We start from the raw sequence: 16,360 nt of genomic DNA, 5'->3' as shown, positions 1-16,360 counted from the left end.
CCAGTAGAGCGTTCAATACATTTATATCTATGTTGTCCTTTTTAAGAACAGAATGTAAAGGAGTATCTTTATTCTTATCTGCTAAATTAACATCAATTCCCTCTTTTCTAAGTAGAGCGTTCAATACATTTATATCTATGTTGCCCTTTTTAAGAACAGAATGTAAAGGAGTATCTTTATTCTTATCTGCTAAATTAACATCGATTCCATCTTTTCCCAATAGGGCTTCTACTACCTCTTCATGGCTATTTTTAGCAGCACAATGTAGAGGAGTCTTTCCATCTTGATCTGTTGCATTAACACTTGCTCCTTGATTTATTAGATCGTTTACTGTATCGATATCACCTCTTCCAGCAGCCTTAAGTAATTCATCTGTGTTTTGTAATAGAGTTCGTATGTCTTGAGTAGTGGCTAAATCTAAAGGAGTGTCTCCATTTTCATCTTCTGCATCAACATTTGCCCCTTTGTCCAATAGAGCTTCTACTACCTCTTTATGGCCCTTTTCAGCAGCCCAATGTAGAGGAGTCTCTTTCTGCTGATTTGTTGCATTAACATCGACCTTTTACTTGCAGTAGGGCTTCTACTACCTCTTTATGGCCCCATACAGCAGCAATATGTAAAGGAGTCCTTTTCGACCAATCTGTTGCATTAACATTGATCCCTTTTACTTGCAGTAGGGCGTCTACTACCTCTTTATGGCCCTTTTCAGCAGCCAAATGTAAAGAAGCCCTATCTCCATCTTGTGCATTAACATCGATTTCTTTTGCTCCCAGTAGAGCGTTCAATACATTTATGTCTATATTGCCCTTTTTAAGGATCAAATGTAAAGGAGTTTCGCCATATTCATCTTGTGCATTAACGTTGATTCCTTCTGCTCCCAGTAGAGCGTTCAATACATTTATATCTATGTTGTCCTTTTTAAGAACAGAATGTAAAGGAGTATCTTTCTTGTTATTTGGTAAATTAACATTGATTCCATCTTTTCCCAATAGGGCTTCTACTACCTCTTTATGGTTCTTTACAGCAGCTAAATGTAAAGGAGTTTCTTGCAACCAATCTGTTGCATTAACATTGATCCCATTTACTTTCAGTAGGGCTTCTACTACCTCTTTATGGCTCTCTACAGCAGCCCAATGTAAAGGAGTCTTTTGCGACCAATCTGTTGCATTAACATTGATTCCATTTACTTTCAGTAGGGCGTCTACTACCTCTTTATGGCCCTTTTCAGCAGCCCAATGTAGAGGAGTCTTGTTATCTTGATCTTTTACATTAACCTTTGCTCCTTCACTTATTAGACTGTTTACTTCCTGAATATTACCGCTTTTAGCAACCTCAAGTAATTTAGCTGTGCTTTGTAATAGAGTTTTTATTTCTTCGTCAGTAGTTAAAACTAAGGGAGTGTTTCCCTCTTCATCTTCTGCATTAACATTTGCCCCTTTGTCCAATAGAGCTTCTACTACCTCTTTATGGCCCCATACAGCAGCAATATGTAAAGGAGTCTCTCCTTTATCATTTTCTACCTTAACATCTGCTCCTTCACTCATTAGACGGTTTACTGCATCAATATCACCTCTTTCAACAGCCTTAAAAAAATTATCTCTACTTTGTGAACTACTCATCCTACACCTCTTTGTAAAACTATATTGTTATGATAAAGTCGTTAATAATCTATGAGCTCTCACCCCCTGTAAAATTATATTATCATGATAAAGTCATTAATAACCCATGAGCTCTGGATCACGCAAATAATGGTTATTCCCTGTGTTTTTCAGTACATTTGAGCTGGCTGTACATAAGAATCGCAATTGTAGAGCATGCTATTGTTAATAGTAAATTTGGTAAAATACCATAGCGAAAAAATTTTCCTACTATATATATTCCAATAGCCCCAAACATCATATTGCAGAATGAGAGGACTGCACTACCAAGCCCTATACCTTTGATCGTTTCTAAAGCAGAAGTTACGTTATTGCTTATTATTAATGCAAGTCCGATATTGGCTGGAATCCAAGCAGTTTGAAGAATGAATATATTCAACTTGTCCGCGAAATAAAAATATACCAATAAACTATCGGATATTATCGGTAACACCAAACCTATTATTAGCATTTTGCTAACCCCTACTTTTGGTACATACCTTCTATTAATTAAAGTTCCAATTATGTAGAATATGACTATGATCGATATGAGGTAGCCAAAATACTGTACTTCAATACCCATCGATTCAAATATGAACGGGTAGTTAGCAATGTATGCCCAAAGCCACATGAAAGTTAATCCATGAATGGCTGAAAACCCAAGGAAACGATAATTTCTAAATATTGATATATATTGCTTGAAGATATTAGTGGTTATGTTAGTTATACTGGTTTCATTTTTATTTACAGTGAGTGTTTCTTGTAACTTAAAGTAGATAAAAATAAGTATAGCAATTGCCGCGAGTGACATAATAAAAAACAAAAATTTCCAATGATACCCATGTGAAATTATATAACTGCCCACCACTGGAGCTATTCCAGGTGAGAGTGCCACAACCATATTTAATTTTGAAATTACTCTCGAGTATTCACTACCCGAGTACATATCCCTTATTGCTGCATACCCAACAACACCTGCAACACCAGCTCCTGCCCCTTGTATGAAGCGAATTAGTATCAAGAGCATAATACTGTCGGCTATATAACACATGACACTTGCCAAAGTAAAAATTGTCATACCAATCAGCATCATTGGACGCCTACCATAATGGTCCGATAATGGACCATAAATTAAGCCAGATACCGCAAATCCAACTAGATTTAAGCTAATTGTAAGCTGCACTACACTGCCTTCTACTTTAAAATAATTGGCAATGCTTGGTAGTGCAACTGAGTATAGGTCAGTTGCCATATCGACAATTGCTACAGACAATATCATAATAAGAGAGATGATATTTTGCGAAAGAGCTGTTTTCACTTAATGATTTACTGGATTAAATATACTTAATTATAATGTATTTTTTTCATTAGTATATTAAATTAACTACTGAAATTAAGAGTAGCTATTCAAGAAAAAGCCTGTGAAGGCTCTATCCAGTAGGGCAGTGCCATGACTACTTGGATCTAGTTTCCATTATACAATTTCATCAAAGCAGTTTACTTACTTGCAATTAAGTTTCTGGATCCAAGTAGTCATGGCACTGGGATGACAGGAGAAGGAGGCTACTTAGATGACACCCTCCTAGTGGATTCAAATCACAATGTTCGTACAGTTATGTGCTTTGACACTGAAATCTTAAGCTAAAATCATGAAAAGCACGAATTTCAATATCTTACCTTTGATTATTCACTTTAAGCTTTAAGTCTTCAACAGAAGATGCATTTGCCTCACTTACTACCTTTAGTGGTTCACCAAGGCTATGTTCCACTTTTGTCTCAAATTTAAAGCCCAATTTTTCGCAAAGCTTCTGAAAATATTCAACAATAACATCAAACAAATTCTTACCACTTACTTTGTAGTTTTTTAGCTCTTTAGGAATGGTAAGAAGTACTTTACCATCTTCATATGTTACATTTTTATCTTCACATTTCAGTTTAAACTCCGCTGAACTGCAAAAACCTGGTGTTTCGATATATGTACAATCATCATAGTTAAGCATTTTTGTATATTTCATGCTAAAACTAAGCTTTATACAATTGGGTTCACGACAATCCATAATATACTCTCTTGTCATACAGTTGCTTTGCGTTGACAAATGAAAAGATCCAAGAGCTTGACTCATATCATTAGGAAGAAAATGAGTATATCCGCCCTGATAATAGTTATTTATTAACTCCTCAATAATAGAGTTATTGGGAATTGTTGCACCAACGTGTTTAAACATTTCTGTAAAAATTTGTCTGAGAAATGGACGATAATTCCCTTTTCCGTTTTCATCCCGTAGAATTAGATTTTTATGTTTTGAATACAGATTGTTAATAAATTCGTTAGTTATTTTTTGTCCGTTAATAGCAAGGCCGTGTGTTCTATTAAGATCCTTATATGTTCCCTCACCAGAAATTACTTCGTCCCAAGTGTTAGCTTTGAAATCAGCATATTTGAGCTTCTTCACTTCAGCTTTCAACGCATTGACCATTTCCTTTGACATGTTATATCTCTACCATTAATACCTGTATATTAATTCTAGCACTTACTTTATTAAATTTCAATTACTAAATGAATTTATCACTTTCACTTCCGTATTTTCCAGCGAGTCACCGTAAGTCACTGCTTTTAGGTAAAACTTTTTTCCCCTTTGCACTTCGAAAGATATTACTGAATCATCAAGCAGAGTAAATTTTTCACCTGCGGTGTGCTGATACTCTTTGGTGCCCTCTTGCCCTCTAATTAGGTTGCTAAGCTTATATTTATTTTTATCTATAAGTTCGGCACTCTGAAATTTTACTATCTCTTTTCCAACCAGTGCTAAATTGCTTACATTTATAGTACTAACATTAGTGCTTGTAAAACCCTCTTCTGTCATCCCAGTGCCCAGACACTGGGATCCAGGAGAAATATGGTCAAGCGCTGGAATGACACCATCACTTAAATAATGGTTATATGAAGAACTCAATACACCAAAACGTAACACTACTATAAGCCCCTCGTCGGTAGATTCCATTACATATCCGTAAGTAGACTGCTTGTTTGTGTTTGCGATAGGCTTATAATCCTTATCGTTGTACGAAATAAAGAGTGTTGCTCCTTTCCAATTCTTTTCCTCATTAATTAAAGTAAAGCTTGCACTATTACCTTTAATATCCGGTAAATCTATCATTTCTATGATGGTTTTGCTGATATGAGAAGGAGGGTATTCCTTCAGCATAAGTGACCTTGTTGAAGGAAAAGAAAGCTTATATATAGAGTGATCATAACCAACGCCAATTACTTGAATGGACATGCTTTCAAATTTCGTTTTTATAATTCTCACCGTATGTTTTTTCTCACTGTCTAAAATCGTTATTACATCACTTGGCACAAGCCACGCATATTTTATCGGTAGCTTGAAATTGTATATATTTCTCTCTTGCCACGAAGAATAAAGTAAAACCTCAGCGATATTTTGCGCCTCTCCCTCCTCCATAATGAGCGGTATTTCAACTGTTATAGCAGCGCCTTGCTTTGGCAACTCAGCATATTTAACATCAATTGGATAGCCAAAATTGCGATTAAAATAAACGACGTTAACTTTATTGTTTAAATCTAATTGACTGATATTAGCAAGTTTTGAATTGTTACTGAAAACCGTTTCAACAATTGGTATTTCAGTCGTAACTCCCCTGCCCTTTTGGACAAATTTCAGTTTAGAGTCCTGTTCAACCACATCAAAAAAATAGCAACTTTGCAGCATTTTAATAATTGAACGTACCGATTGCTGGTCATTTATTACATATCCAGACAATAATCCTTTAACATCACTCGTATCGAACTGATCGCTTTTTAAACCTGCTTTTTGTAATAGATCCGATAAAACATCGGAAATATTAAGCTGTGAAAGCTTTCCCTGAATCCAATGTCCTGTCTGCCAATTATGGCAGTCAGTCCACATATCACACAAATTGGGGAAATAAGGAAATGGCCTTGCATCCCATGCCCAGAGAAACATTTTTTCTACCATTTCCGAGCTTTGCCACTTCTTTAGCGTTCCTTCAATTGCAATTTTTTGCGAAAGAAAGCTCACCTCTCCGTTTGAATATCGTGGATATTTGCTCTCTATGCTGCCTTTATCAACAAACACATTTGGCTCATTAGTGCAGCCGTTCATACTGGGAAATCCATACTCAGTAAACCATATTTTTTTCATTTTTGGTTGCCATTTCGTTTTACTACCACTGGGGTTTATGTGAGTTTCACTCCACCATTTCTCTATATTTTTCCACGCATACCTGCTGTCGTTATACTTTACTTTTTCAGGTTCACTCTTTGAGTAATCATAGAAATAATCATACCCCACTCCACTGCTCCAACCACCCATTACATCTTCCGCGGAATAACCAAAAGGAGGTTCTGGACCATCAGTCAGTGGAAAATAAGCATCTATGCCAATAACGTCGATGTACTCTGAAGACCAAAGCTCATCCATATTATACCAACCATCATATGAATGGTATTCACTCCAATCAGCAGCGTAAGTTACCGTTACTTCTTTTCCAAGCTGAAGTTTTATTCGCTTTGCAAGCTTAACTAGCTCTATAACGGCAGGGTAATTCCCTTGTTCATCCCTGATTTTGGTAAGTTGCGCAAATTCAGATCCGATGATAAACCCTTCCACTTTAGTTTGTTTGGCAATGCTTGCATAATGCTCTATAAATTTGTTATATTGATTCTCAAAAAAATCACTTATATCCCCAGGGGTCCCGCTCAATTTTCCTCGCCACTCTTTGTTCTTTGTGTCAAGTAAGGGCATTGGATAGAGCATCACCTTGTAGCCTCTGCTGTGTAGCTCTTCTATATATCTTATCAACGCTGCATCACTAACTGTGCCACCATACCTTAGGTTTCCACTCGCATCTTTTGAAATTAGCTGAGCATTATCTCTGGTTACACCCCCTACTTGCCAATCATCAGGTAATATTGCGGAATCATCTTGAAATTCAACTGCAGGATATATTTTACAATCTTTAATGTTCAGATCATTCACAAACCAATTGACTACCACCGACACCAACTCAACATTTGGCAAATCTTCTTTTAATTGATCCAAAGAAAGCATTGCATCGCTCTTTTTAGTGTGGTTGTTGTGATTTACCCTTTGCGCCAGCCCATATGGGATATATTGGTTGCTGCTTATTTTCTCTTGCGCGATTTTCTTCTGTATTTTTGTATCATATACAAACTCACCTGAACCTGGTATGATATTGATATTCCGAATATTTTCCGCTATTGAAAACCCAACGGGCTTGAATGCAGTTCGCACTTCAAATGTAAATATCGGGACGCGATTGTTATAGTCTGCTAAAGGAAAATTCTTGATGACTATGTAAGATATTCCCCTATAAGCCGGCACATTCCCCTCTCCTTCAATTGATGACATAAATGGATCAGGATTTTGGTCTTCTCTGCCGCTGTAAAAAGTATAATCTATTTCATCAAAGCTAAGTGATGTTGTATCTGCCCAGATTCTGTTTAATTTTTCTACTTTCCCCTTGCAGATCGCAATTGCAAGCGTTGCGTAGTAATTATATGTAACGTTCATACCTCTTCCAATTTTGCTTTTGGTGGTTATCGCCTCTTCTTTTATTGGCTGTGACCAAATAATGTTCCCTGCAACACGAGCAGTGCCATAGATAATTGGAATCGTTCTGCCGTAGGTTGAGGTTTGAACTTGCAGATTTTTTAGTCTCGCACCATGCGTTACTTTTTGCTCGGCATCAAGGCCGAACATTGCCCCATCTAGCTGTGCACCAAGAAGAGCACCGAGTTCTGAGCCGATAATCCGGCCAATTGGACCAAAAATGCTGCCTGCTTGACCAAAAATTGATGATAAAATTATTGTAGACATGGTAATCCTCCTTTTAATAGATTTTTTTGAAATTGTTGAGAGAAGATCCAAGTGTCACGCTACTTGGATGACAAGAAAGTGGTACTGGGATGACAGATACTATGATAAGAAATTCAGCAGCTTACAATGGATAGTTGAAGTTTTTAATTAAGAAAAGCACACAAGTAAATCGTGTAGCTATAGTTATTGTAAGCAACAATGAAAAAGTGCGGAAGTGAAAAATTTATGTTGATTTTATATTAATTTTTAGTACAATTTAGCATTATAATCTGGGGGTGCCAATGAAATTTGAAATGTCGGAAGAGAATAGTAAAAGAGTCTTGTCTGGTACAAAATGGATTACTAATGTTGGTCAAAACTATCTTACATCACTGAATAATAGCACTAAACCAACTAGTTCTGGAAAAAAATTAATCAATGCTTTTTTACTTGTTCCAATCATCGTGCCTACTGCTATAACAGCATTATCTCTTAGCTTAACTATGCTTTTTTTGAATGCTGTTAATGTTCAAAAAGATGATTCTAAATTATCTAAAGTAATAAAGTTTATAGTTAGCTCTCTAATCTATATAGCTGCTACCGTGGTTTTAATTCCGTGCATTGTATTAAATCTAATAATTTCACTGATACCTGGTCTTATTTTTTATTACATCAATAAAGACATGTTTAGTCAAAAAGACATAGAAAACAGTCAAGGTCAACCAGTAAATAAAGTTGAGATAAGTAATGATAAAGAATACAATGAGCGTGTTGAAAAAGAAGCTAGCATATCAGGAACTGACCAACATCAAAATAATGAAGAGCACGAGCAAAATGAACTAAGGAGTAATAGTCAAAGTAATTCAGAACAACACCATTCAGCATATAATCAAGCATTAGTAAGTAATGGTCAACTACATAATCAACCGACTGTAGAAGTAATATCTCGAGAAGTGGGTAATACGCGATTTGTAGACCAGACCGTTATAGCAAAGGATATAAATAATGATGGTATACGAGATGGTGGAATGATGATGCGAACAGTTGGAAATGATCGTAACTTCACTGCTTGTGGTGTTGTTACCGGAAATGCTACTAATAAACAAGAAGGTTTCGCTACTGCTATGGGGTTTTCATGTAACATTGTTGAAAATGGAATAGATTTCCAACTTGGCTGCAGTATGCGCACTGGAACTGACAAAAAGCAAGCAATTAAACATCTTAAGCAAAGTCAATCAGCGCGAACTTTGCTATCTGGTGATAGTGGAATATTGTCTATAGAGCAGTTTGGTAGCTCACAACGAAAGCAGTAATTATTTCACCAGCGGCAAAGTAATACCATGCTGATCCATATATTTTCCTTTCATATCATCATATGATTTCTCGCATTCACTTTCGCCGCTTAAAAATACGAATTGGCATGCGCCTTCATTAGCGTAAATTTTCGCAGGAAGTGGAGTGGTGTTTGAGAATTCGAGTGTGACATGACCTTCCCATCCAGGTTCTAAGGGAGTAACGTTTACTATAATTCCACATCTTGCGTAAGTTGATTTACCAACACAAATGACCAGTACATTCCTTGGTATACGAAAATATTCCACTGTACTTGCAAGCACAAAGCTATTTGGTGGAATTATACATACGTCTGTTTCCTTATCTATGAAACTATTCTCAGAAAAATTTTTAGGGTCCACGATGGCTGAATTAACGTTAGTAAAAATTTTAAATTTATTATCCACTCTTGCATCGTAACCATAAGATGATAGTCCGAAAGATATAACACCTTTGCTGCTTTTGTGGTTCACAAAAGGTTCTATCATTCCAAAATTTTCAGCTTTTTCTCTTATCCATTTATCTGGCATAACTGCCATAATTGCCCCTTAAAGTTGTGTAATACTTACAATAATATAAAATAAAATTTAAATGTAAACTGTAGCTTTTGTCATGCAATTAAAGCTTTTCAGTTTGATTTTTTATTACAATAATTAGATTTATGTTCTTAACTAAAAATAATGCTTAGAAACTTTCTCCTGATTTTTGTATTCGTATTATTCACGCCGCTATCAAATGCTGATGCCAGGAAATACATCAGAATTGTTGGATCTTCAACTGTTTTTCCTTTTATCTCGTTTATAGCCGAAGAGTTCAACCGTGTATTCTCCTTTAAGACTCCAGTTGTGGAATCGATAGGAAGTGGATCAGGATTCAAAATGTTTTGCTCAGGAATAGGGGAAGACACTCCAGACATCACCACTTCATCTCGCCCTATGAAGGAAGTAGAAAGAGAACTATGTAAAAGGAATAAAATTAATGAAGTGATAGAAATCATCATTGGCTATGATGGAGTTGTCATTGCAAATTCAAATCAAAGCCATAGATTTGATTTCACAAAGAAGGACTTATTTGAAACTTTATCTGCATATTCTCAAGAAAATGATAAATTAGTAAAAAATAATAAGAAGTTTTGGTCTAATGTCAATCAAGCCTTACCAAAAACAGAAATTGAAATTTATGGTCCACATCAAAATACAGGTACATACGAAACTTTGGTTAATTCTATTATGCTTGATCAATATTCATGCATGAACTCGAGAATTTTCAAAGAGAATTATAAAGATCAGGAAGAAAGAAAGAAAGCATGTGGTAATATAAGGGATGACGGAAGGTATATAGAAGTTGGAATTAATGAAAATATAATAATACAAAAATTGAAAAGTAACAAGAACGCCTTAGGGATATTTAGTTTCAGCTTTTTAATGAGGAATCAAGATAAAATACAAGGGAGCACAATTGCAGGAATTGAGCCAACTTACGAAAATATATCATCGGGAAAATATATATTAGCAAGACCTCTATACCTTTACATAAAGAGGGAACACTTGGATACTGTTGATGGATTAAGAGAATTCGTAAAAGAAATTATAGATTCGATCGGCATTGAAGATGGGTACCTATCTAGGCTTGGTCTAATTCCACTTTCAAGTGAAGATATAAAGAAAGCTTCAGCAAAGGTTTATGATATAACGTGACGGCAACGTTTCTTTTATATTCTTTGTTCTAGCGTAGTCAGACCCAGCGCGGCGCGCTGGGATGACAATGGATTACTGATTAGGCAGTTCTGCGTTGTTGCAACACCCAGAAACAACCGGGTTCAAACTTTTCGTATTTGGACTTTCTGATTTCTCACAAACTCCTCCAATATAAGCTAGTACAGCCAATGCTGAAACTGCTGAAACTTCTAAAACTAATGCAACTACAGGATATGCCAGCACATAGGCTGCAATAGCACCAACTACGCATAGTCCAACAACGCCTAGAGCGATCTTCCCTTTGTATTCATTAAGCTTTATTTCTCTGTCCTTTTTATAACCCTTAACTTCTTGAATAAAGTCTTCAAGCCATCCCTCACCAGCTATATTAGCATACTCTTTTTGTTGCTTTTCAAGAGAACCTATTATATAGTTATCTTCTGTATTTTGACCTTCTCTATTAACCATGTGGTCTTCAAGCCAGAAGTTACGAACATCAGGGGAAGCTTTATCCCAAAGAAGTTTAGTGATCTCTTTTATCTTTTCAAATTCTTCTTTGCCAAGATTTCTTTCATAGTCAACCATCAGAGGATAAATTAACAAGCAATCAATATCAGTAGCATCACTCCAATATACATTTCGCGTCAAAACACTTTCTACATCTTCACCGCAATTCTCTAGTGCTGTTTTAACTTGATCAACATTAAGACTTCTTATTGCACGCCTTAGTGCCATATCAAGATCCATTACCCTCTTGTGCTCTTCTATTTCTTGAATAACTGTTTTAAGAGCAGGTATGTTATAAAGGCCAAATCCTCGAAAACTCTCTATTGCACGACAACACACAAAATCACGAGTTTTCTGATTAGCAACTTTCCAAATTTGTTTAATGATCTCTACGTTTTCTCCAATTTCTCCCTGAACTTTAACTCCAGCGTCAAGACCAATAATAGCAAAATCTAAAAAATTATCTTTGTAACCAGCCCCAATCCCCTCGTGGTTCAAAACTGCTTGTATATTATCACATTCATTATTGTCGAATATGCCCTGGACCTTTTGAGGGTAGTTATTGCTAATTGCTATAATTAATGAAGCTCGAATTTTTTTTGTATATCAGTTAATTCAACCATATCTTACCTCTAATAAAAATTTAATTATCACACATATTTACAAGTAAATCAAGTATATTGTTAATAACTGTTAATAAAGGCCAACAAAATGCTTGACGTTAGAGTAGCTTTTATGGCTTTGTATAGCGAGGAAGTAATTCTATGAAAAATCATCAACGTTTACAAAATTTGCGTTCAATTGTATTTATTGTGGGAATATTCCTATTGCTGTTTAGCTTAGCAATGCTTATTCCTGCTATTACTAATAAATGTCTCAGCTACAAATGGAAAAATTTCCTCGCTGGATTCATAATTACCTGCACATCTGGCGCAATTTTTATTTTACTCGGTAAATTAAGTAGATTGCATGGAATGCCAGCAATTTTTGCGATTACTAGTTGCACCTGGATTGCCTTGTCTCTGTTTGCAGCTATTCCTTTCTATTTTGATAATCTGAGCTATGTTGATGCATTGTTTGAAACGATATCTGGCATCACAACCACAGGAGCAACTATATTTAATGATATTGAAAAACAATCTCCAGGAATACTGCTATGGAGAGCAATGCTACATGGCATGGGGGGTTTTGGTGTAATCACTTTAGGAATTGCAGTTTTTCCTATGTTTAAGGTTCTCAGCCTAAATAATTTACTTTATTCTGAGTATTCAGATGCTACCAAAAGGAAGTTGCCGAATACGCGAAGCGTAGTGATTCATGTTACGGCAATATATTATGGCTTAATTTTGTTATGTATATTTTCCTATTATCTAGCTGGTATGCCACTGTTTGATGCAATATGCCACGGAATGTCCTCTGTATCAACTGGTGGATTTGCTAACTATAATGATTCTATAGGGCACTATAATAACCCTATGTTAGAAGTCATAACGATCATTTTTATGATTTTGGGTTCTCTGCCTTTTCTTAGCTATTTAAAAATTATAAGACGGTTAGACATTTGCTATGATGAACAGGTCTCTTACTTTGTTAAGATAGCTACTATCTCATCTTTATTTGCTTGTTTTTGGTTGTATAAAAATGTTGATTTAGGAGTGTCGTTATCATTTAGATGCAGCACATTTACCATCACTTCCTTGATTACGTCAACTGGTTATGCAATCTGTAATCATATAGATTGGAGTTTCATTTCAGTCTTAGCTTTTTTTCTCACCTTTGTTGGTGGATGTAGTGGTTCTTCAAGTGGTGGTGTCAAAATCTTCCGCTTGATTGTTCTTTTAAGGTCTATAAGAAATTACTTTTACCTTTTATTAAACCCTGATGCAGACAATGGAGTAAAATTCAATGGAAAAACCCTGGAGAATGATGAAATTCACTCTGTCTTTATATTTTTTGCAATTTTCATGTTAACGTTTACCATTTCATCAATAGTGATGTCTTACTTAAGCAATGCAGACTTTATAACTAGCGTCAGTTCAGTCTCTGCAACGCTTACAAACTCTGGTCCAGGGTTCAGCAACTTAATAGGTCCTTCAGGTAACTATTCTTCTTTCAGTAATGAAGTAAAATTATTTCTATCGTTTTTAATGCTGCTTGGCAGACTTGAAATATTGCCAATCTATTTTTGTATAGGTAATTTATTCTTATTTAATAGAGAGAAATAGTTGGTGAAACTTGATATTATAGCTAAACTGACTTACGACAATTTGAAAAACCGTCATTCCGCTACTCGTTAGCGATATCTATACCGCGAATAAATCCACAGATGTACGAACATTGTGATTTGGGCACACCAAGAAGAATGTCATCCAAGTAGCCCCTTTCTCGTCATCCCGCTACTTGTTAGCGGGATCTATGCTAAGAGATACCGCGAATGAATCGCGGCATGACGGTTCGCGGCGGTATAGCTATAGATAGTATTAGCTATTTAATAAAAAGATCGTAGCTAAACCAAGAAATATAAAAGCTGAGAGAATATCAGTTGTTGCCGATGTTAGGATTGAAGAAGAAACGGCAGGGTCAGACTTTAAGCGATGAAGCATTATAGGAATGAAAGTTCCGATGAACGTTGCAATAATTGACATCATAATCATGGAGACCACAAAAATCATCTCCACTTTGAAGTTGTGAAACCTTATTGCTAACACTACTAATGAAATAGTAGATAAGATCACCCCGTTTATAAGACCTATTAAAAATTCTTTCATCAGTATTCTTTTTGCATTTTGCTCAGTTAGATATTTTGTTGCGATTGCCCGGATGGTTAGCGTTACTGTTTGGGATCCTGCATTTCCGCTCATTGATGCAATTATCGGCATGATTATTGGCAGCACTATAAAACTTTTTATTACATCATCGAAAAAGCCAACTACTATGGAACACATTGTTGCAGCTAAGAGGTTAAACAGTAACCAAGGTAGCCTTTTAATTATAGTTTTATGTATAGGGGCATTTATATCGGCTTTAGAAGATACACCGCTTATTTTGAGTACATCCTCTTCTGTTTCTTGTTGAACAACTTTTATCACATCTTCAATTAAGATCACACCAATAATTTTACCATTCTTATTTACTACCGGAGCCGATAATAGAGAGTAATCTTTAAATATTCTTGCTACTTCCTCTTGGTCTATTCCAGTTTTAATGATTTTTATGTCATGATCCATTATCTCTTTTATTATTGTGTCTCCTGAGTGAGATATTACCTTATTTAAATTAACACTGCCTATAGGCTCTAATTTTGAGTTGATAATGAATATCTGGTGAAATTTTTCTGGTATTTTTTTATAGTTGCACACAAATTCTGTCAGTTGATTTATTGTCCAATAATATGGAGCTATAACCATATCTTTATGTATTAACCTTCCTGCACTTTCTTCTGGATATGATAGCAACTCCTCTACCGATTTCTGAGTTTTGCTGGGCAAATAGTAAAGTATATTTTCTACAGACTTTCTATCTAAATCTTTCACTATGGTTACTATATCTTCTACATCAAGGAGCATTAGTAACTTTGCTGTATTTTCTATTCCCAATGTTTCTATGATCTCTATTTGTAAATCTGGCACTACATGCACTAGGGCATCACTTAACAAATGTTGATCGAGGATATTAACTAATTTCTCCCTGTGATCACTGATCGAAGTAGATAAAAAATAAGCTAACTGAACACTGTCTATCGTTTTTACAATATTACGAACATTCTCTAGCTCCTCGTTATCAAGTGACTCTATTAAGTCATCAATAGCCTTTTTGTCTAAACCATAATGGGAACTTATTTCAATATTCATTACTTTACCTTGTTTTTTAATAAATATACGCGCTTGATTTCCTTAAACATTAAAGTATAATGAAATTATTTAAATTAACTATCATATGGTTAAATTTCTATTTTGTTTACTGTTATTGTTATTGATAGTAAATATATTAAAATCTAAAGTATAATGAAAACTTATCCAGAAATTCTTGAACACTTTCAAAGCTTAAATAAAAGTATTTCTCTTATCAGGAGGTGTCTTTGACATAGAAAAATTAAAGTTGCGTCTTGAAGAGCTTGACTCCCAAGCGTCGAATGATGACCTATGGCAAGATAACCAAAAAGCACAAGAAGTTTTAAAAGAACGTTCTAAAATTAAGAATGACGTAGAGTCGTTTTTAAAGCTGGAAAGCGATTACAACGATGCCATCAGCTTAATGAAGTCTGCTATTGATGAAAATGATGAAGAATTTTTCTCTGAAGTTGAAAATGAATTAGCTAAGCTAGAGAAATTAATCAAGTATAAAGAAACAGAGTCCTTATTTACTGGTGAAGCAGATAATAATAACTGCTTTTTAGAAATCCACTCAGGAGCTGGCGGAACCGAGAGCAATGATTGGGCTGAAATGCTGATGCGCATGTATATAAGGTGGGCAGAAATTTATCACAACTTTAAAGTTGAAGTTGTAGAAAAATTAGAAGGAGAGTCAGTTGGTATAAAGTCTGCAATGATAAAAATCGTTGGAGAAAAAGCTTATGGGTGGGCAAAAAGTGAAAGTGGAATTCACAGGCTGGTTAGAATATCGCCATTTGATGCAAATGGTAAACGTCATACCAGTTTTGCAAGTGTAGGAGTAACTCCAGTGATAGAAGATTCAATTGATATTGCTGTGGATGAAAAGGATCTAAAGATCGACACCTATCGTGCTTCCGGAGCAGGCGGTCAGCATGTGAACAAGACTGAAAGTGCGGTACGCATTACGCATATTCCAACTGGTGTTGTAGTTCAATGCCAAAATGGTCGTTCTCAACACAGAAATAAAGATGAGGCGTTAAAATTACTTAAAGGACGTTTATACCAAATTGAACTGGAAAAAAAAGAACAGAAAATGGCTGAAGAATATGGTAAAAAATGCGATATAGGCTGGGGCAATCAGATCAGATCGTACGTTATGCATCCATATCAAATGGTGAAGGATTTAAGAACCGGACATGAAGTGGGCAATATAAATTCTGTTTTTGATGGTAATATAGATTGTTTCATAGTTAGTGTGCTTACTAAGCAAAATTAGGTAGGGTTGACTTTCTTGCCATAATATATGATAATTAAAATATTGTTAAAGTAGGAGTAAAGTTATGGCGATTAAATATGATCAGTGGAAAAGTGACCTTACCCAGAAAAAGTGGAGAGAAAGTGTGGAATGTTTTTTACAAAAAGGATGATGCATCAAATTGTTCTGGAATGCAATAGTTAATAGTGACGTTGTTTGTTATAAAAAATTTCTATGT

11 protein-coding genes and 2 pseudogenes are annotated in these 16,360 nt (G+C 35.4%); 4 read left to right on the top strand and 9 right to left on the bottom strand.

What is annotated here, in order from left to right; all coding sequences use genetic code 11:
- The 6 genes and pseudogenes from OZD62_RS06115 to OZD62_RS02210 form a co-directional block, all read right to left on the bottom strand.
- Positions 1–133 (bottom strand): annotated as a pseudogene (locus OZD62_RS06115) (ankyrin repeat domain-containing protein); the annotation flags it as partial.
- Positions 134–136: 3 nt separating this feature from the next.
- Positions 137–520 (bottom strand): annotated as a pseudogene (locus OZD62_RS02230) (ankyrin repeat domain-containing protein); the annotation flags it as partial.
- 28 nt (positions 521–548) lie between these two features.
- Positions 549–1,619, bottom strand: coding sequence for an ankyrin repeat domain-containing protein (locus tag OZD62_RS02225; protein WP_275019342.1), 1,071 nt, complete (start codon positions 1,617–1,619; stop codon positions 549–551).
- 133 nt (positions 1,620–1,752) lie between these two features.
- Positions 1,753–2,955 (bottom strand): multidrug effflux MFS transporter, encoded by a 1,203-nt coding sequence (locus OZD62_RS02220; protein ID WP_448128795.1) that lies wholly within the window; start codon positions 2,953–2,955, stop codon positions 1,753–1,755.
- A 355-nt stretch (positions 2,956–3,310) separates the two neighbouring features.
- Positions 3,311–4,126: a hypothetical protein gene (locus tag OZD62_RS02215; RefSeq protein WP_022626257.1), complete on the bottom strand. Its 816-nt coding sequence runs from the start codon at positions 4,124–4,126 to the stop codon at positions 3,311–3,313.
- Between the two features lie 57 nt (positions 4,127–4,183).
- Positions 4,184–7,519: a glycoside hydrolase/phage tail family protein gene (locus tag OZD62_RS02210; protein WP_275019341.1), complete on the bottom strand. Its 3,336-nt coding sequence runs from the start codon at positions 7,517–7,519 to the stop codon at positions 4,184–4,186.
- A gap of 281 nt (positions 7,520–7,800) precedes the next feature.
- On the opposite strand from OZD62_RS02210, the gene OZD62_RS02205 reads away from it, so the two are divergent.
- Positions 7,801–8,811, top strand: coding sequence for a hypothetical protein (locus OZD62_RS02205; protein ID WP_275019340.1), 1,011 nt, complete (start codon positions 7,801–7,803; stop codon positions 8,809–8,811).
- Here the strand turns inward: OZD62_RS02205 and dcd are convergent, their stop codons facing one another.
- Positions 8,812–9,369 (bottom strand): dCTP deaminase, encoded by a 558-nt coding sequence (gene dcd / locus OZD62_RS02200; protein ID WP_274979108.1) that lies wholly within the window; start codon positions 9,367–9,369, stop codon positions 8,812–8,814.
- Between the two features lie 141 nt (positions 9,370–9,510).
- Here dcd and OZD62_RS02195 point away from each other — a divergent pair, with 141 nt between their 5' ends.
- Positions 9,511–10,527, top strand: coding sequence for a substrate-binding domain-containing protein (locus OZD62_RS02195; protein WP_070356802.1), 1,017 nt, complete (start codon positions 9,511–9,513; stop codon positions 10,525–10,527).
- 72 nt (positions 10,528–10,599) lie between these two features.
- On the opposite strand, the gene OZD62_RS02190 is transcribed toward OZD62_RS02195, so the two are convergent.
- The gene (locus OZD62_RS02190) at positions 10,600–11,532 is read right to left on the bottom strand and encodes a hypothetical protein (RefSeq protein WP_010082544.1); all 933 of its coding nucleotides are present in this window, start codon (positions 11,530–11,532) and stop codon (positions 10,600–10,602) included.
- Positions 11,533–11,798: 266 nt separating this feature from the next.
- Between OZD62_RS02190 and OZD62_RS02185 the strand changes: the two genes are divergently transcribed.
- Positions 11,799–13,259, top strand: a complete 1,461-nt coding sequence (locus OZD62_RS02185) for a TrkH family potassium uptake protein (protein ID WP_095742676.1) — start codon at positions 11,799–11,801, stop codon at positions 13,257–13,259.
- A gap of 255 nt (positions 13,260–13,514) precedes the next feature.
- Here OZD62_RS02185 and mgtE read toward each other — a convergent pair whose 3' ends face one another.
- A complete protein-coding gene (mgtE, locus tag OZD62_RS02180) occupies positions 13,515–14,885 on the bottom strand; it encodes a magnesium transporter (RefSeq protein ID WP_006280192.1) in 1,371 nt (456 codons plus the stop codon).
- 153 nt (positions 14,886–15,038) lie between these two features.
- On the opposite strand from mgtE, the gene prfB reads away from it, so the two are divergent.
- Positions 15,039–16,143 (top strand): peptide chain release factor 2 gene (prfB, locus tag OZD62_RS02175; RefSeq protein WP_141456981.1). Its coding sequence is split into 2 segments (ribosomal slippage): positions 15,039–15,113 and positions 15,115–16,143, totalling 1,104 coding nucleotides; the frame shifts between segments, so codons are not numbered across the junction.
- Positions 16,144–16,360 lie beyond the last annotated feature (217 nt).

This window comes from Wolbachia endosymbiont of Drosophila seguyi (assembly GCF_028981765.1).
In the GTDB taxonomy this organism is placed as follows: domain Bacteria; phylum Pseudomonadota; class Alphaproteobacteria; order Rickettsiales; family Anaplasmataceae; genus Wolbachia; species Wolbachia pipientis.
Note: the sequence above shows the minus strand (reverse complement) of the source record. Positions and strands in the feature narration are given on the sequence as shown.